Below are 17,784 nucleotides of genomic sequence, written 5' to 3'. Positions count from 1 at the left end.
AGGTACTCCGCGACGCGGGCGCCGGTTGCCGAAGACCGCCAGTGGCACGAATCGGCCAGACGCCGCGGCTCGTCGGCTCAGGCCCTGCCCACTCCCCGGACGATGCGGCGGACGACGGCCGAGGCCTGCTCCGGGTGCCGCTCCAGCCACGTGCCGACGTGCACGCGGGCCGCCTCCTCGACACAGGACCGCACCTCGGCACCGCCCAGGAGCGTGCGAGTGGCTCCCCTGAACTCCACCCGGTCCAGCTTCACCGACACGACCGCCGTGAGACCCTCGCCGACCCGGCCGGTGTCGAGATCGGGGTCCGCCGCCGTCAGCAGGCCCCGCCCCCTCGCGTACGCGGTGAGCGCGGCCGCCAGCCCGGCGCGGAAGCCCTCCACGTGCGCGCCGCCCTCAGGGGTGGGACCGCTGTTGGCGAAGCTTCGGACCACCGCGTCCTGCGAGTCGCGCCAGCGGAAGGCCACCTCCACCGTTCCCGCCATCCGTGGGTCCTCCACCTCGAAGTCGAGGATGTCCGGGTGGACGGGCCCGCCCTCGGCGGTGGTCTCCAGGAAGGCCACGAAGTCCCGTACCCCGCCCTCGAACCGCTCGGTCACGGCCCCGCCAGGGGGACGCTCGTCGGTCAGGGACAGGCTCAGGCCCCGGTTCAGGTGGGCGACTGCCCTGAAGCACTCCACCAGCACGTCGTACGAGCAGTCCGTCGTCTCGAAGATGTCGGCGTCCGGCCAGAAGGCGAGGACGGTCCCGCTCCCCTCCGCGGGCCCCGCGGGGGTGGGCGGGGCGAGCGCGACACCGCGCGCGTACTCCTGGATCTCGCGCGCTCCGTCGCGCCGCACCTCGGCGATCAGGCGGCTCGACAGCGCGTTGACGGTGCTCAGCCCGACGCGGAAGGAGGCGGGCAAGACCGTGCGGCGTCCGTCTTCGAGCTCCCACCCGGCGTACACCTGGGTCAGCCGCGCTTCGAGGCCGGGAGTGGCGTCGCCCCCGGCGCTCCCGAAGGACGCCCCGGGCCCGTCGTCGGCGACCCGGACGCCGCCGTCGGACGTGAGCGTGACGTCGACGGAGCCCGCGCCCCGTCCCAGGACCTCGTGCACGGCCCCGCTCAGGGCTTCGAACACCATGTGGTGCACACCTCGCCGCGAGGTCGATCCGACATACATCCCGGGCCTCATCCGGATGGCCTCGAGGCCCTCGATCACCTGGATACGACTGGCGTCGTACGTGTCTGCGGCGTCGCTCATGAAGTCCCCCTCCGACGGTGCTTTCCAGATCTCCGCCAGCCTAGGCGAATTCCCATGAAACACCAGGTCAGAGCGGTTGCACCGAACGTCCGGGTGGCGCGGTGGACGCCTGTCGGGAGGCGGTCGCCCGAGGGGGCGCCGGCCCCCGCCGGGGGCCGTCCCCGGTGCCTCTCAGACCCGTCACGGCACACGTTCGGCGGGTACCGACGGCCCCGAATCGAAGGCGTCGATAATCGGGGCATGGCGAACGAGAAACTCGGCGAGGCACTTCGGCTTCTGGGCATCGGCCAGGAGGGCGCCCGGGTCTACCGGACGCTCCTGGAGTACGGGCCCGCGCCGCTGAGTTCGATCGGTGCCGCGGCCGGACTCGGGGACGAGGCGCTGACGGAGGCGTACCGCGAGCTGGTCGACTGCGGTCTGGCGAGCACCGCCGAGGAGGGCTCCGACGTCGTGGCGCCGGTTCCGCCCACCGCGGGTCTGGAGATCCTCGGGCGGCGCAGGGCGGCCGAGCTCGACGCGTCCCGGATCACCGTCGGGGGCGCGTTCGAGTCGTTCCGGCGGCAGCGGCTCTCGGGGTATCACGATCCGCTGGTGGAGGTCGTGACGGGTGACGCCATCGGGCTCCGGATGCGTCAGGCGTGGACGAGCGCCCGGGAGCAGATCCGGCAGTTCGACTCGCCGCCGTACTTCCCCCTCGTCGGCGCGACGGACGACGCGCTGGCCACGCTCGCGCGCGGGGTGACCCAGCGGGTCGTGTACTCGCGTGAGTCCCTTGAGTACCCGGGGCAGTTGGAGAACTCCATCGAGCCGTGCATCGAGGCGGGCGAGCAGGCGCGGGTCCTCCCGTCGGTGCCGGTCAAGCTGGTGATCATCGACGACGCGTACGCCCTGGTCGCCCTGTCGATCAAGGAGACGGACGTGTACAACACGATGCTGGTCGTGCAGCCGTGCGGCCTGCTCTCCGCGCTCGTGGCGCTGTTCGAGCAGGCCTGGCAGAACGCGCTGCCGTTCCACGGCCGTTCGGCCCGGCCGGCGGGGCTGCTGCCCGCCGACCGGCGTCTGCTCCGGCTGCTCGCGGCCGGCGCGAGCGACGAGGTCATCGCCCGGGAGATCGGCGTCAGCCGTCGTACGCTCTTCCGCCGCGTGCAGGTCCTGATGGCCCGGCTCGGGGCTACGAGCCGGTTCCAGATGGCGCTGCAGGCTCAGCGGTCGGGGTGGCTGTGAGCGGTCCGGGGATCGTCGTCGCCTCCGCTCCCGTGAGCTGCTGCCACAGATAGGTGTGCACGAGCGCGCTGTTGTGGGCGGCCTGTTCGTTGTCTCCCGCGCCCGCGTGCCCGCCGCCGGTGTTCTCGTGGAAGAGGACCCGGTGGCCGAGCTCCCGCAGTCGGGCCGCCGTCTTCCGGGCGTGCCCGGGGTGGACGCGGTCGTCGCGCGTCGAGGTCATCAGAAGGACCGGCGGGTAGTCCCGGTCCGCCGCGAGCCGGTGGTACGGGGAGAGTGCGAGCAGGTGGGGGCGGTCGGCCTCGTCGTCGGGGTCGCCGTACTCGGCGATCCAGGACGCGCCCGCGAGGAGCTTGTGGAAGCGGGTCATGTCGAGGAGCGGCACCTGGGCGACGATCGCGCCGAAGAGCTCGGGGTGGCGGGTGAGCATGGCGCCCATGAGGAGCCCGCCGTTGCTGCCGCCCTTGGCGCCCAGCATGGCCGGGGTGGTGATGCCCCGCGCGACGAGGTCCTCGGCGACGGCGGCGAAGTCCTCGAAGGCCCGGGGGCGTTCGGCGCCGAGCGCGGCCTGGTGCCAGTCGGGGCCGTACTCGCCGCCGCCGCGGATGTTCGCGATGACGTAGGTGCCGCCGCGTTCCAGCCAGGCCCGGCCCGTCACCCCGCCGTAGAACGGGGTGAGGGAGACCTCGAAGCCGCCGTAGCCGTAGAGCAGGGTGGGACCGGGGCCGGGTGCGGTGGTCCGGTCGGGGCCGACGACGAAGTACGGGACGCGCGTGCCGTCCCGGGAGGTCGCGAAGTGCTGGTCGACGGTGAGCCCGGTGGGGTCGAAGTGGTGCGGGGCCTGCTTGAGGGCCTCCGAGCCGCCGCCGATCCGCCCGTGGTGGAGGGTGGAGGGCTGGAGGAACCCGGACACGTCGAGGAAGTACTCGTCGGACACGTCGGGGTCGGTGTCGACGACGCTGACGGCCGACAGGGCCGGAACGCCGACGAGCGGCTCGCGCGTCCAGCCGCCACCGTCGGCCGCGGGGGTGAGGACCTCGATGTGGGTGCTGACGTCCCGCATCGTCTCCAGGAGAAGGTGGTTGCGGGTCCAGGTGTGTCCCGCGAGGGCGGTCCGGGGATCGGGGGTGAACAGCACGTCGGGCGTGCGGTCGCCCGCCAGGAAGGCGTCGAAGTCGAAGGCGAGCAGCGAGCCCGTCGGCTGCCCGAGCCACGCGGACTTGAGGGTGACGATCAGGTACTGCCGATGGGCGTAGGCGCTCGCGTCGTCGGGCACGTCGATCCGTACGCGGGTGCCGTCGGGGCGCAGGAGGTACGTCTCGCTGTGGAAGAAGTCCAGGGAGCGGCCGACGAACTCGCGCTCGAACCCGGGTGTGGTGTCCCGGTAGCCCCAGGCGGCCACGTCCGCCCGGTCGGCCTCGTAGACGAGAGGGGCGTCCTCGACGGGTGTGCCGCGCCGCCAGCGGCGGACGGTCCGCGGATAGCCGGAGTCGGTGAGCGAGTCCGGGCCCAGATCCGTACCGACGAAGACGGTGTCGTCGTCGACCCATCCGATCCGCGTCTTGGCTTCGGGCAGCCGGAATCCGTCGTCGACGAACTCCCGTGTGCCGAGGTCGAACTCGCGGACGACGACGGCGTCCCCACCGTCACGCGAGAGCCGTACCAGGGCCCTGTCGTACTCCGGCCGGCGGACCCGCGCCCCGTCCCAGACCCACTTCTCGCCCTCGGCGTCGGCCAGCGCGTCGACGTCGAGGAGCACCTCCCACTCGGGGTCGTCCCGGCGGTACTGCTCCAGGGTCGTCCGCCGCCACACTCCGCGCAGGTGGTCCGCGTCCCGCCAGAAGTTGTACAGGTGTTCACCGCGCCGCACGGTGTAGGGAATCCGGTCGGAGGCGTCGAGCACCTCCCGCAGCCGCGCCTTCAGCGCCCCGAACGCGTCTCCCCCGGTCACCGCTCCCGCGGTCTCCGCGTTCCGCTCGGCCACCCAGGCCAGCGCGGCCTCTCCGGAGACGTCCTCCAGCCACAGGTACGGGTCGTCGTCGTGCAGGTTCCCCATGGGTCTACTTCCCGTCCTCGCGTCGCAGCCGGGCCGACAGATGGTGCTGCAGCGGCCGGCCGACCGCCGCCAGGTCGTGGACGAAGTCCAGGGTGTCCGGGTCCGCGAGGGTGTAGCGGCGTCGGGTGGCCTCGACGTGCTTGGCCGTGGGGGCGAGGGCGACCGTGTGGGTGGTGAGGTCGATCGCGCCGTTCTCGACACGGCCGACCATGATCTCGGCGATGCCGGTGGGCTGGGTGATCAGCGCCTCGACGGCGCCCTCGGGCTTGAGGCGCCACCAGCCGCTCTCCCGCGCCGCGGGTCGCAGCGGGGCGCCGTCCGCGTCGAGCAGCCAGGCGCGCGCCTCGTAGTGGAGGAAGGGACGGCCGTCGTGGCTGAAGGTGACCTCCTGCGCGTACGTGAAGTCCTCGGCGAGTGACGGGTAGCCGCCGCGGCCCGTGCCGGCCCAGGTGCCGAGCAGCCCGGTCACCGGTGCGAGGAACTCGTGCGGGGCCGGTGCCGCGTCCGGCCGGAGGGCGTCGGGGTACGGATGCTGCCGGTCGCGGTCGCTCATGGTGCGTACTCCTGGGTCGAGGCCTGTGCCGGAGGGCAGCTTAGGTCGTCCGCCCTCCGGCCGGGTCTCGTGGCACTCCTGACGGGTTCTAGCCGCGGCGGCTCCGTACCAGCAGGTAGAGGAAGTACGGCGTGCCGATCACCGCCGTCATCAGGCCAGCGCCGAGCTGGGCCGGGGCGATCACCGTGCGGCCGACGAGGTCGGCGGTGCAGACGAGGGCGGCGCCGAGGAGGATCGCGACCGGCACCACGCGCGTGTGCTGACGGCCGACCAGGGCGCGGGCCGCGTGGGGCGCGACGAGGCCCACGAAGCCGATCGTGCCGGCGGCGGCGACGGCGGTGGCGGTGAGCAGGACGGCGAGGGCGAGGAACCCGAGGCGTGCGCGTCCCAGTCCCAGGCCGAGGAGGCGCGGGGTGTCCTCGTCGAGCGACACGAGGTCGAGTTCGGTGCGCCGGGCGAACGCGACGGCCGCGCCCACGGCCAGGACGGCGACGAGGGGCACCACGTCGGGCAGGGACCGCCCGTAGGTGGAGCCCGACAGCCAGGTGAGGGCCTTCGTCGCGTTGAACGGGTCGGTGAGGATGATCAGGAGGCTGATCAGGGCGGAGGCGGCGATGGCGACGCCGAAGCCGACGAGGACGAGCCGGTTCTGCTGGAACCCGCCCCGCGCGGCCAGTCCGAAGACGAGGACGGAGCTGGCCGCGGCGCCCGCGAACGCGGCGCCGGCCATGCCCCACGAGCCGGCCATGGGCACGGTCGTGACGAGGAGCACGGCGCCGAGCGCGGCGCCGCCGGAGACGCCCAGGATGCCGGGTTCGGCGAGGGGGTTGCGGGTGACGGCCTGGACGAGGGTGCCGGCCAGGGCGAGCGCGGCGCCCGCGAAGAGGGCGGCGAGGACGCGGGGCACCCGGGTGTCGAGGACGAAGGTGACGGTCCGGCCGGCCTGTCCCTGGGCCCAGTTCAGGACGTCGCCGAGGAGCAGCTTGCTGTCGCCGAGGAGTACGCCGGCGACGGCGACGGCGATCACCACGGCCACCAGGACGGCGGTGACGGTGAGGAAGCGGGCCCTGCTCCTGATGCGGAGCCGCTCGGTGGCGGTGGCTCCGGCCGTGTCCCGGACGCGGAGGGCCATGACGATCAGGAAGACGGCTCCGACGAGGCTGGTGACGACGCCGGTCGGCACGGAGACCACCACGTCCGCCGGTACCAGGGCGCGCAGCAGGACGTCGGAGCCGAGCACGAGGGCGGCGCCGGTGAGTCCGGCGGCGGGCAGGAAGCCGCGCTGCTTGGTGAAGCCCCGGAACCTGCGGGCGAGGGGCCGGACGATCGCGGGGGCGCAGAGGCCGACGTAGCCGACGGGTCCGGCGAGGGTGACGGCGGCCGTGGAGAGCAGGGCGGCGAGGACGACGGCGGTGACCCGGGTGGCGCGGACGGGGACGCCGAGGCCGCGGGCGGCGTCGTCGCCGAGGGCGAGGGCGTCGACGCGGCGGGCGAGGAGCAGCAGTCCGACGAGGCCGGTGACGGCGATCGGTGCCATCTGCAGGACGCCGTCGAAGCCGTTCTGGGAGATGCTGCCCTGGTTCCACTGGAAGAGGCCCTCGGTCTCCGCGGGGAACAGCAGGAGCAGGCCTTCGGTGACGGCGGTGAGGCCGAGGGTGAGGGCGCTGCCCGCGAGGACGAGGCGGACGGTCCCGGCGCCCAGGCCCGAGAGGGCGAGGACGACGGCCGCCGCCGCGAGGCCGCCGGCGAAGGCGAGGGCGGAGGAGGCGAACAGCGGGAGCGAGAGGCCGAAGGCGGCGCCGAGGCCGAGCGCGAAGTAGGAGCCCGCGTTGACGGCGAGCGTGTCGGGCGAGGCGAGGACGTTGCGGCTGACGGCCTGGAGGGCGGCGCCCGCCAGGCCGAGGACGGCGCCGACGAGGAGGCCGGCGGTCATCCTCGGCAGGCGGGAGGCGACGACGACGGACGCGTCGGCCGGATCGGCCTGGCCCGTGAACGCCTTCCACACCTCGGCCGCGCCGACCGCGGCGGTGCCTTGTGTGACGTCCACGAGCGCGAGGGCCGCGACGAGGAGGACCAGGGCGGCCGTCACCGGGGCCGCGCCCGTCCGGGACGTGGCCGTCGGCGGACGGGTGGCGGGGGTGGTTGCGGTGACGGCCATGGTGTTACTTCGTCAGCGCGGCGACGACGGAGTCGACGTACTTGCTCATCGACTGGGGGCCGCCGAACATCCAGATGCCGTCGGGAAGGCGGTGCACGTTGCCCTTCTTGACGAACGGCAGGGACGTCCAGACCTTGTCCTTGGCGAGGACGCCGGTGAAGGGCGTGCTGCCGGCGTCGCCGTCGTTGCCGACGTAGGCGAACTGCACGTCACCGAGCTTGGTGAGGCCCTCGACGTCGGTGGTGCCGAGTCCGTAGGCCGGGTCGCCCTTGACGGTCCAGGCGTTCTTCAGACCGAGCTTCTCGCTGACCGCGCCGATCAGCGAACCGCTCGTGTAGGGGCGGATCGAGACCTGGTTGGACATGACGTAGCCGTCGGCGAAGGCGTACTTCGTGCCGGCGAGACCGGCGTCGGCGAGGGCCTTCCTGCCCTCGTCGAGCTTCGCCTGGAACTCCTTCTTGAGCTCCTCGGACTTCTGCGTGGTGCCGGTGGCCTTGGCGATGGCGTCGAGGTCGGCGTTCATCCGGCCGATCGGGTCGGCGGCGTCGGCGGCCTTCAGGGTCAGGACCGGGGCGACCTTGCGCAGCTGCTTCACGGCGGCCGGCGGCAGGTCGGTGGTGGCGACGATGAGGTCGGGCTTCAGGGCGGCGACGGTCTCCACGCTCGGCTCGCCGCGGGTGCCGATGTCCTTCGGCTCGTTCTTGAGCGGGACGGCGGTGTCCCAGGTCTTGTAGCCCTTGACGTCGGCGACGCCGACCGGGTCGACGCCCAGCGTGATGAGGTGCTCGACGACGTTCCACTCGGTGCCGACGACCTTCTTGGCGGGGCCGTCGAGTTCGACCTTCTCGCCCGTGGAGTCGGTGAGGGTGATGCGCTCGGTGCTCTTCTTCGCGTCGTCGGCGGCGGGCTCGGTGGTACCGCAGGCGGACAGGGCGAGGGCCGCGGTGGTGGCGGCCGCCGCGGTGAGGAGAAGTCGTCTCATGATGTGGTGCTGAGCCTTTCGCTTCGCGAGTGGTGGCGGCCTATGGCACGGGTGCGCAGCCGGCCGGTGAGTGGATCGGTGTCCACTTCGATGCGGATGCCGTACGTGCCGGTCAGCCGCTCGGGAGTCAGTACGTCCTCGGGGTCGCCGTCCGCGACGACCCGTCCCGCGTCGAGCAGGACGATCCGGTCGGCGACGGCCGCGGCCTGGTCGAGGTCGTGGAGGACGGCGCCGACGGCGATGCCGTGGTCGTCCGCCAGGTCGCGCATGAGGTCGAGGAGTTCGACCTGGTAGCGCAGGTCGAGGTAGGTCGTGGGTTCGTCGAGGAGCAGCACGCCCGTCTCCTGCGCGAGGCAGCCGGCCAGCCAGACGCGCTGGAGCTGTCCGCCGGAGAGGTGCTCGGCGCCGCGTTCGGCGAGTTCCGTGACGCCGGTCATGGCGAGCGCGCGGTCCACCGCCTCCTTGCCGCCCGGGTCGGCCTTGCCCCAGCGTCCCCGGTACGGGTAGCGGCCGAACTCGACCACGTCGCGCACCGTGAGCCCGCTGGGCGTGGGGCGGCCCTGGGTGAGCAGCGCGACATGGCGCGAGAACTCACGGGGGCTCAGCGCCAGGCCGTCGACGGCCTCGTTGAGCACGAGCGTGGCGGTGCGCGGCTGCTGGAGCCGTGCGAGGGTGCGGAGCAGCGTCGACTTGCCGCTTCCGTTGGGTCCGACGAGGACGGTCACTTCGCCGGGGCGCAGCGTCATGGAGGCGTCGTGGACGACATCGACGCCTTCGTACGCCACGGTGACACCCGTGGCCGAGAGTTCGTGACCGCGGGGACGAAGTGTCGCGTCGGTCTGTTCACCTGCTTGCACGTCGCAGAGGTTAGCCTAACCTTACCGATTGGGGAAAGAGGGTCCTGAGTCGCGGACACAAGATGCATTCAGGCCAAGCTGATCTCGCTGAACGGGTCCGCCTCTGCGACGCCGGGGCGCGTCCACGAGGGACCGAAGCGCGTCCACGCTCCGAGACACCGTTGACCCCGGCCCCGTGCGTCGCTACCTTCGCGCCATGTTGCGTACAGCCCTGCTCACCACGCGCGGTCACATCGACCTGCTGCGGGTGGCCTCCGCCGCGTGTCGCCGCGGCCGCTGACGCCCTTTCACGCCCCGGCGCACCGCCGTCCCACCGACGCCGCACGCCGTCCCGCACCCTGCTGACGCCCTGATCGCCGTGCGCCCGCGCTCACCCCGCGCCGCCCGCGGTCACTGACGCGTACCCGCACGCCTCTCCCCGCCTCCTCCCCGGAGTCCCGCCATGACGGTCGGCCATGCCCCGCCCCATTCCCCGCCCGACATATCGCCTTTGCCGGATGTCGAACCCCTCACCCCCGATCGCGGCCCCGGCCGTACCCCCACCGTCCCCCGCTGGCTGCGCCGCACCGTGGGGCCCGTCCTGCTCCTCGCCCTGTGGCAGACCCTCAGTGCGACAGGGGTGCTGCCGGCCGACACGCTCGCCTCGCCGGGGACCATCGCCCGCGCCGGCGGTGAGCTGATCGGCGACGGGACCCTCCCCACCGCGATGGGCGTCTCCCTGCGCCGGGTCGCCGCCGGACTGCTGATCGGCGGGGTCGTCGGCATCGCGCTCGCCCTGGTCTCCGGGCTCTCCCGGCTCGGCGAGGACCTCGTCGACGCACCCGTCCAGATGCTGCGGACCGTGCCCTGGGTCGGCCTGATCCCGCTCCTCATCATCTGGCTGGGCATCGGCGAGGCGCCCAAGGTGGCGCTGATCGCGCTCGGCGTCGCCTTCCACCTCTATCTGAACGTGTACGCCGGAATCCGCGGCGTCGACGCCCAACTCGTCGAAGCGGGACAGTCCCTGGGACTTGGACGCTGGGGGCTCGTCCGCCACGTCGTGCTGCCGGGCGCCCTGCCCGGCGCCATGACCGGGCTGCGGTACTCCCTCGCCACCGCCTGGCTGGCGCTGGTCTTCGGCGAGTCCATCAACGCCGACGCCGGCATCGGCTTCCTCATGAATCAGGCGCGGGAGTTCTTCCGCACGGACGTGATCGTCGTCTGCCTCGTCGTCTACGCCTTCCTCGGCCTTCTCGCCGACGCCCTCGTCCGTACTCTCGAAAGGCTGCTGCTGCAATGGCGACCGACCTTCACCGGGCAGTGACCGTCCAGGGCCTCACCCGTTCCTTCGACGGGCGACCGGTCGTCGACGGGCTCGACCTCACCCTGTACGCCGGGCAGTTCACCGCACTCCTCGGCCACAGCGGCTGCGGCAAGTCCACCCTCCTCCGGGTCCTCGCGGGGCTCGACCGCGAGATCTCCGGCACCGTCCTCGTCCCGCGCCGTCGCGCCGTCGCCTTCCAGGCGCCGCGCCTGATGCCGTGGAAGCGGGTCTGGCGCAATGTGCTCCTCGGGCTGCCGGGCAAGCCGGGCCGGGCGGTGGCGGAGAAGGCCCTGGCGGAGGTCGGGCTCGGCGACCGCTCAGGCGCCTGGCCGAAGACGCTCTCCGGCGGTGAGGCCCAACGGGCGTCCCTCGCACGGGCCTTGGTACGGGACCCGGATCTGCTGCTGCTCGACGAGCCGTTCGGCGCGCTCGACGCGCTGACCCGGATCAAGGCGCAGCGGCTCGTGGCCGAGCTGTGGCAGCGACGCGGCTGCACGGTCCTGCTCGTCACCCATGACGTGGACGAGGCGCTGCAGCTCGCGGACCGCGCCCTGGTGATGCGCGACGGCGTCATCGCGTACGACACCGCCGTGGACCTGGACCGGCCCCGCTCCGCCGGCGATCCCGCCCTGGCCGCGCTCCGGACCCGCCTTCTCGCCGAACTGGGCGTCAACGAGTCCGAGTTCGCCGGACACACGGCCTGACCGAGCCGCAGAGCCGCCGCCGTGCCCGGGTCCCTCCCTCTCCCCCCTTTCCCTCCCTCTCCCCCATCCCCTCCCTCGTCCCCTCCCCAAGGAGTGATCCCTGTGAAGTCCTTCCGCCTGTCCACCGCGGCGCTGCTCGTGCCGCTCGCGCTCCTCGCCTCCGCCTGCTCCGGCGCCTCCGCGGCCGGTTCCTCCTCGAACTCCGACGGCAAGGGCTCCCTGGTCCTGAACGTCGGCGACCAGAAGGGCGGCGCCGAGGCGCTGCTGCGGGCCGCCGGTGAACTCGACGACCTCCCGTACCGGGTCACATGGTCGACGTTCACGTCAGGCCCACCTCTGCTGGAGGCGGTGAACGCCGAAGCCGTCGACATCGGCTCGGTCGGCAACACCCCGCCGGTCTTCGCCGCGGGCGCCGACTCGAAGATCACCGTCGTCTCCGCGACGCACGGCGACTCCGCTGGCGAGGCGATCCTCGTCGCCAAGGACTCGCCCCTGCGCAGCGCCCGGGACCTCAAGGGCAAGAAGGTCGCCGTCGCCCAGGGCAGTTCCGCCCACTTCCAGCTCATCGCCTCGCTCGCGAAGGCGGGGCTGAAGCTCGCCGACGTCCAGGTCACCCTGCTGCAACCGGCGGACGCGCTCGCCGCGTTCACCAGCGGCAAGGTGGACGCGTGGGCGGTCTGGGACCCGTACACCTCGCAGGTCCTGCTGAGCGGCAAGGGCCGGATCCTCGCCGACGGGCGCGGGGTCGTCAACGGCCTCGGTTTCCAGGTCGCCGCCCCCTCGGCGCTCGCCGACCCCGCGAAGGCCAAGGCCATCGGTGACTTCGTCGAGCGGCTCCGGCGCGCCCAGGACTGGGTGTTCGACCACCCCGAGCCCTGGGCGAAGGTCTGGGCGAAGGAGACCGGGCTGCCGTACGAGGTGGCACTCGCCGCCGTGAAGCGCAGCAACGGCACCCGTATCCCGGTCGCCCTCGACGAGGCCGCCATCGCCTCGGAGCAGAAGATCGCCGACACGTTCGCCGGCCTGGGACTCATCCCGCGCACGTTCCGCTTCGCCGACTACGTCGACACCCGCTTCAACAAGGACCTGCCGCCGTCCACCACCCCGGCGCGCAGCTACGGAAAGGCCTCCTCATGACCGTCCATCTGCACTGGTTCCTGCCCACCGGCGGTGACGGCCGGACCCTGGTCGACCGGCACGCCTACACGGACGGCGGGATCACCCGGGACCGCACCGTGTCCGGGGTGCGCGCGCCCGACATCGACTATCTGATCCAGATCGCCAAGGCGGCCGAGCAGCTGGGGTTCGAGGCCGTGCTGACTCCGACCGGCACGTGGTGCGAGGACGCCTGGCTCACCACGGTCGCGCTCGCCCAGCACACCGAACGGCTCAAGTTCCTGGTGGCGTTCCGGCCGGGGGTGATCTCGCCGGTGCTCGCGGCCCAGATGGCGTCCACGTACCAGCGGATCACCCGCGGCCGGCTCCTGCTCAACGTGGTGACCGGCGGGGACTCCGCCGAACAGCGCCGCTTCGGCGACCACCTGGACCACGACCGGCGGTACGCGCGCACCGCCGAGTTCCTGTCGGTCGTGCGGGGCGCGTGGAGCGGGCGGCCGTTCGACTACGAGGGCGAGCACTTCCGGATCGAGGGCGGGCTCACCGCGCTGCCGCCGGACCCGCTGCCCGAGATCTTCTTCGGAGGCTCCTCCGCCGCGGCCGGTCCGGTGGCGGCCGAGCACGCGGACGTCTATCTGACCTGGGGCGAGCCGCCGTGGCAGGTCAAGGAGAAGATCGACTGGATCCGGGGCCTCGCCGAGGAGCGCGGCCGCACGGTCCGCTTCGGCATCCGGCTGCACACGATCTCCCGCGATTCGGCGCGCGAGGCCTGGGCGACGGCCGACCGGCTGCTCTCCGATCTCGACGCCGAGACGATCGCCGCCGCGCAGCAGGTGCTGGGCAGGAGCGAGTCGGTCGGCCAGCAGCGGATGCTGGCGTTGCACGAGGGCGGCTCCCTCGGCCGCGACCGGCTGGAGATCTCGCCGAACCTGTGGGCCGGCGTCGGTCTCGTACGGGGCGGCGCCGGCACCGCGCTCGTCGGCAGCCACGCCGAGGTCGCGGACCGGATCGAGGAGTACCACGACCTGGGCGTGGAGCACTTCGTCCTGTCCGGCTACCCGCACCTGGAGGAGGCGTACTGGTTCGGCGAGGGCGTGCGGCCGGAGCTGGCGGCGCGCGGTCTGCTGCCGACGGTCCTGCCCTCCCCGCTGCTCGGCGTCCCGGCCGCGAACGGCCGGCCGGCCTCGGCGCCGGGAGGTGCTCCGCTGCTCGTGGGCGGCGGACGGTAGCAAGCGGCCGGCTCGTCGGGTAAGGCCTCTGCGGTGGGGGCGCGGGAAGATCCGCGCCCCCACCTCGGTTGGTAGAACCGTGAACGATTACGGGGTCGAAGAGTCAGGGACCGAGGCAGCGGCCGAGGGGCCGAAGCCGGTGGACGTCGTGGTCATCGGCGCGGGACAGGCCGGGCTCTCGGCCGCCTTCCATCTGCGCCGCGCCGGCCTGGAGCCGGACCGGGACTTCGTCGTCCTGGACCATGCCCCTCGGCCGGGCGGCGCCTGGCAGTTCCGCTGGCCGTCGCTCACGTACGGCAAGGTGCACGGCATGCACGCGCTGCCCGGCATGGAGCTGACCGGCGCGGACCCCGCGCGGCCCTCCTCGGAGGTGATCGGCGCGTACTTCGACTCGTACGAGCAGACCTTCGACCTGCGGATCCACCGCCCCGTCGACGTCACGGCCGTCCGCGAGGCCGACGGTGGACGAGGCGGCGAGGCCGGGCGGCTCCTCGTCGAGACCTCCGAGGGCGCGTACGTCACCCGGGCCCTGATCAACGCCACCGGCACCTGGGACCGCCCGTTCTGGCCGCGCTACCCGGGCCAGGAGACCTTCCGGGGGCGCCAGCTGCACACCGCCGGATACCCGGGCCCGGAGGAGTTCGCGGGGAAGCGGGTCCTCGTCGTCGGTGGCGGAGCGTCCGGCACCCAGCACCTGATGGAGATCACGGACGTCGCCGCCGGCACCTTCTGGGTGACCCGGCGCGAGCCGGTCTGGCGCGAGGGGCCGTTCGGGGAAGTGGAGGGGCGGGCCGCCGTCGCACTCGTGGAGGAGCGGGTACGGCAGGGTCTGCCCCTGAAGAGTGTCGTCTCGGTCACCGGGCTCCCCCTCAACGACGCGATCCGTGCGGCCCGCGCGCGCGGGATCCTGGACCGCCTCCCCATGTTCGACCGGATCACGCCGACCGGGGTGGCGTGGGACGACGGCCGGACCGTGGACGTGGACGTGATCCTCTGGGCGACCGGCTTCCGGGCGGCGATCGACCATCTCACCCCGCTGCGGCTGCGCGAGCCGGGCGGCGGGATCCGGGTCGAGGGCACCCGCGCGATCCGGGACGAGCGCGTCCACCTCGTGGGGTACGGACCGTCGGCGTCGACGATCGGTGCCAACCGGGCCGGGCGGGCGGCGGTCTCGGACATCCGGCGTCTGCTGCGGCACGAGACGGCGGCCACCCCGGCGGCCGTCTCCGTGTGATCGGGCTCAGCCCTTCTCGGCACCCCGGTTGGCGTTGAACTCGGCCACATTGCCCTGGTGGGTCGCGTAGTCGGCGGTGAAGCGGGTGTCCCCGGGGGTCACCGTCACGAAGTAGAGCCAGTCGCCGTCCGCCGGCCGGATGACCGCGTCGACGGCCTGGTCCCCCGGGTTGCCGATGGGCGTCGGCGGCAGGCCCTTGCGCTGGTAGGTGTTGTAGGGGCTCCGGAGCCGGGTGTCCTCGACCGTGGTGTCCACGGTGCTGCGGCCGAGCGCGTAGTTGAGCGTCGAGTCCATCTGGAGGGCCATGCCCCGGGCGAGCCGGTTGTGGACGACCCGGGCGACCTTGGCCATGTCCTCCGGGTTGTCGGCCTCGGCCTGGACGATGCTGGCCGCGATCACCGTCTCGTACACGCTCATGCCGTGCGCACGCGCGCCCTCGGCGATCCGGGTGGCCCCGAAGCGCTTCCCGGCCGTGTCGACCATGAAGCGGAGCAGCCCCTCGGGGGTGGTGGCGTCGAGGACGGGATACGTCGCCGGGAAGAGGTAGCCCTCGGGGTTCCCTCCGGCGGCCGCCGGCAGCGGGAGTGCCGTGGCGGAGGCCGTCGCCGCCTTGCGGGTGGTGCCCTCGGGCAGACCGAGTGCCCGGTCGACGGACGTGTAGATCTGGCCGGCCCGCCGGCCCTCGGGGACGAGGAGCGCCCGGGGCTGTTCGACGGCCGGTTCGCCCCGCGTCAGGAGCAGGGGCAGGGTGACGGCCACGGCCGCGGCGACGAGGGCTCCGAGGAGGAGCGCGAGGCGACCGCGCCGGGTGAGCCGCGGACGGCGTCGGGACGGACGGAGGCCCGGGGGAAGGGAGGGTCGGCGGCGTGGGGGTGCGTACGGTGTCGGCGGCCGGTACGTCATGGCCGCACGCTAACCCGCCGCGTACGGGAATTCGGGGAGCCCGCGCACGCGGCGGCGCCGCCGGTTCCCTGGGACGGGGAGCCGACGGCGCCGGGGCACTGCGATCGTCAGACGAGCCAGCCCAGGAAGTGGACGACGCCGGCGAGCAGGTTGGTGATGACATTCATGGGGGTGCTTCTCCTCGTACAGGTACATCAGTGGGACTGATGCTTCAGTGGGACCGCGCGGTCACGGTCTGCAGCCCGTCGATCGCGCACCGCAATCATCCGACGTCGTACCCGAGTCGAGCAACGAATCCGGGGACGATCACACGTTCTGGGGAACAACCGCTCCCACGTTCGCCTGTTCGGCTTCGGCGGTGGCAGGGGCGGCACCCACGACGTCGGCGGCGCTCCGCGCATCCCGCCGGACCAGGGCCGCGTACTTCCCGTCCCGGGCGACCAGTTCGTCGTGCGTGCCGCGCTCCGCGATCCGGCCCGCCTCCAGGACGACGATCTGGTCGGCGTCGCGGACGGTGGAGAGCCGGTGGGCGATGGTGATCGTGGTCCGGCCGGCCGACAGGGCGTCGATGGCCTGCTGCACGGCGTGCTCCGTACGGGTGTCGAGGGCGCTGGTGGCCTCGTCGAGGATCAGTACGGGCGGGTCGCGCAGGATGGTGCGGGCGATGGCGAGCCGCTGCTTCTCGCCGCCTGAGAAGCGGTAGCCGCGCTCGCCGACCAGGGTGTCGTACCCCTCGGGCAGCGAGGCGATGTGGTCGTGGATCTGGGCGGCGCGGGCCGCTGCCTCGATCTCCTCGTCGGTGGCGTCCGGCTTGGCGAAGCGGAGGTTGTCGGCGACGGAGGCGTGGAAGAGGTACGTCTCCTGGGAGACGACGCCGACCGCGCGGGCGAGGCTGTCGAAGTCCAGGTCGCGCACGTCGACCCCGTCGAGGGTGACGCGGCCGCCGGTGACGTCGTAGAGCCGGGGCACCAGGTAGCTGAGGGTGGACTTGCCGGAGCCGGTGGGGCCGACGACGGCCAGGCTGCCCCCGGCGGGCACGGTCAGGTCGACGGCGTCGAGCGTGGGGCGGTCGGCGCCCTCGGGGTCGTAGTGGAACGAGACCTTCTCGAACGCGACCTCGCCGCGGACCTCGGTGAGCCGGACGGGCTCGGCGGGCTCGGTGATGTCCACGGGCAGGTCGAGGTACTCGAAGATGCGCTGGAAGAGCGCGAGGGACGTCTGGATCTGCACGCCGGTGGAGAGCAGGCTGACGGCGGGCCGGAAGAGGCCCTGCTGGAGCGAGACGAAGGCGACGAGGGTGCCGAGCGAGATGGCGGCCCCGCCGGAGCTCAGGGCGATGCCGGCGGCCCAGTAGATGAGGGCGGGCATGGCGGCCATGACGATGCCGATGGTGGACATCCGCCACCGTCCGGCCATGGAGGAGCGCACTTCGAGGTCGACGAGGCGCTCGGACTCCTCGGCGAAGGACTTGGTCAGGGAGTCGGCGCGGCCCATGGTGCGGCCGAGCAGGATGCCGCTGACCGACAGGGACTCGGTGACGGTCGCGGCCATGGCGGCCATCTGCTTCTGACGCTGGGTGGTGATCCGCTTGCGCTCGTCGCCGACGCGGCGGCTGATCCAGACGAAGACCGGCAGCAGGAGCAGCGAGACCAGGGTGAGGCGCCAGTCGAGGGCGAGCATCGCGGCGACGGTCGCGACGACGGCGGTGAGGTTGGAGACGAGGGAGGTGGCCGTGGAGGTCACCGTCGCCTGCATGCCCCCGATGTCGTTGGCGATGCGGGACTGCACCTCGCCGGTACGCGTGCGCGTGAAGAAGGCGAGCGGCATCCGCTGGAGCTGCTCGTAGACCCCGGTGCGCAGGTCGTGCATCACGCGCTGGCCGACGGTGGTGGAGATCAGGGTCTGGAGCACGCCGAAGACGCTGGTCAGCACGGCGGTGGCGATCATGCCGAGGACGAGCAGGCTGAGGAGCCCGGTGCGCCCCTGGGGGATCGCGGTGTCGAGGATCTCCTTGAGCAGGAAGGGTGAGGCGACGGTGACGAGGGAGGCGGCGCCGACGAGGAGGCCGACGAGCGCAAGGCGGGCACGGTAGGGGCGGAAGAGCCGCAGGATGCGCCGCAGCTGCGCGGGCTCCTTCGGCTGCGAGGAGTCGCGGGGCGGGGGCGTCCAGTCGGACTGGTCGTGGGGGCGCATGGGCTCCTTCGAGGGTTCGGCGATGTCGATG

The 17,784-nt window shown here is 72.9% G+C and carries 15 protein-coding genes; 7 read left to right on the top strand and 8 right to left on the bottom strand.

Features of this window, described 5'->3' with window-relative positions; all coding sequences use genetic code 11:
* Nucleotides 1–77 precede the first annotated feature (77 nt).
* A complete protein-coding gene (locus tag ACIP84_RS08280) occupies nt 78–1,244 on the bottom strand; it encodes a DNA gyrase subunit B (protein ID WP_401796074.1) in 1,167 nt (388 codons plus the stop codon).
* Nucleotides 1,245–1,484: 240 nt separating this feature from the next.
* On the opposite strand from ACIP84_RS08280, the gene ACIP84_RS08275 reads away from it, so the two are divergent.
* Complete coding sequence (locus ACIP84_RS08275) at nt 1,485–2,468, top strand: LuxR family transcriptional regulator (RefSeq protein ID WP_401796072.1); 984 nt, start codon at nt 1,485–1,487, stop codon at nt 2,466–2,468.
* Here ACIP84_RS08275 and ACIP84_RS08270 read toward each other — a convergent pair.
* The 5 genes from ACIP84_RS08270 to ACIP84_RS08250 all read right to left on the bottom strand — a co-directional run bounded on the left by ACIP84_RS08270 (nt 2,416) and on the right by ACIP84_RS08250 (nt 9,071).
* The gene (locus ACIP84_RS08270) at nt 2,416–4,521 is read right to left on the bottom strand and encodes a prolyl oligopeptidase family protein (protein WP_401796070.1); all 2,106 of its coding nucleotides are present in this window, start codon (nt 4,519–4,521) and stop codon (nt 2,416–2,418) included. The genes ACIP84_RS08275 and ACIP84_RS08270 overlap by 53 nt on opposite strands.
* A gap of 4 nt (nt 4,522–4,525) precedes the next feature.
* Complete coding sequence (locus ACIP84_RS08265) at nt 4,526–5,074, bottom strand: FABP family protein (RefSeq protein WP_355958430.1); 549 nt, start codon at nt 5,072–5,074, stop codon at nt 4,526–4,528.
* A gap of 88 nt (nt 5,075–5,162) precedes the next feature.
* Complete coding sequence (locus ACIP84_RS08260) at nt 5,163–7,232, bottom strand: iron ABC transporter permease (RefSeq protein ID WP_401796067.1); 2,070 nt, start codon at nt 7,230–7,232, stop codon at nt 5,163–5,165.
* Between the two features lie 4 nt (nt 7,233–7,236).
* Nucleotides 7,237–8,214, bottom strand: a complete 978-nt coding sequence (locus ACIP84_RS08255) for an iron-siderophore ABC transporter substrate-binding protein (RefSeq protein ID WP_355958427.1) — start codon at nt 8,212–8,214, stop codon at nt 7,237–7,239.
* On the bottom strand, nt 8,211–9,071 hold the full coding sequence (locus ACIP84_RS08250; protein ID WP_401796064.1) for an ABC transporter ATP-binding protein: 861 nt from the start codon (nt 9,069–9,071) through the stop codon (nt 8,211–8,213). Before ACIP84_RS08250 ends, ACIP84_RS08255 begins: the two co-directional genes overlap by 4 nt.
* A 196-nt stretch (nt 9,072–9,267) precedes the next feature.
* Between ACIP84_RS08250 and ACIP84_RS08245 the strand changes: the two genes are divergently transcribed.
* The 6 genes from ACIP84_RS08245 (at nt 9,268) to ACIP84_RS08220 (ending at nt 14,657) form a co-directional block, all read left to right on the top strand.
* On the top strand, nt 9,268–9,351 hold the full coding sequence (locus ACIP84_RS08245) for a putative leader peptide (RefSeq protein ID WP_352027631.1): 84 nt from the start codon (nt 9,268–9,270) through the stop codon (nt 9,349–9,351).
* 162 nt (nt 9,352–9,513) lie between these two features.
* The gene (locus ACIP84_RS08240) at nt 9,514–10,374 is read left to right on the top strand and encodes an ABC transporter permease (RefSeq protein ID WP_401796060.1); all 861 of its coding nucleotides are present in this window, start codon (nt 9,514–9,516) and stop codon (nt 10,372–10,374) included.
* Nucleotides 10,347–11,078, top strand: a complete 732-nt coding sequence (locus ACIP84_RS08235; RefSeq protein ID WP_401796057.1) for an ABC transporter ATP-binding protein — start codon at nt 10,347–10,349, stop codon at nt 11,076–11,078. The genes ACIP84_RS08240 and ACIP84_RS08235 overlap by 28 nt, the downstream gene beginning before the upstream one ends.
* 102 nt (nt 11,079–11,180) lie before the next feature.
* Entirely contained in the window at nt 11,181–12,215 is a 1,035-nt protein-coding gene (locus tag ACIP84_RS08230) for an ABC transporter substrate-binding protein (protein ID WP_401796054.1), read from the top strand.
* Entirely contained in the window at nt 12,212–13,423 is a 1,212-nt protein-coding gene (locus ACIP84_RS08225; RefSeq protein WP_355958420.1) for an LLM class flavin-dependent oxidoreductase, read from the top strand. The genes ACIP84_RS08230 and ACIP84_RS08225 overlap by 4 nt, the downstream gene beginning before the upstream one ends.
* A 79-nt stretch (nt 13,424–13,502) precedes the next feature.
* Nucleotides 13,503–14,657 (top strand): NAD(P)-binding domain-containing protein, encoded by a 1,155-nt coding sequence (locus ACIP84_RS08220; protein WP_401796051.1) that lies wholly within the window; start codon nt 13,503–13,505, stop codon nt 14,655–14,657.
* A 6-nt stretch (nt 14,658–14,663) separates the two neighbouring features.
* On the opposite strand, the gene mltG is transcribed toward ACIP84_RS08220, so the two are convergent.
* Both mltG and ACIP84_RS08210 read right to left on the bottom strand, forming a co-directional pair.
* Entirely contained in the window at nt 14,664–15,560 is an 897-nt protein-coding gene (gene mltG / locus ACIP84_RS08215) for an endolytic transglycosylase MltG (RefSeq protein WP_401796048.1), read from the bottom strand.
* A 306-nt stretch (nt 15,561–15,866) separates the two neighbouring features.
* On the bottom strand, nt 15,867–17,753 hold the full coding sequence (locus tag ACIP84_RS08210) for an ABC transporter ATP-binding protein (protein ID WP_401796045.1): 1,887 nt from the start codon (nt 17,751–17,753) through the stop codon (nt 15,867–15,869).
* Between the last annotated feature and the right edge of the window lie 31 nt (nt 17,754–17,784).

Source organism: Streptomyces sp. NPDC088707 (genome assembly GCF_044752725.1).
Classification (GTDB): domain Bacteria; phylum Actinomycetota; class Actinomycetes; order Streptomycetales; family Streptomycetaceae; genus Streptomyces.
Note: the sequence above shows the minus strand (reverse complement) of the source record. Positions and strands in the feature narration are given on the sequence as shown.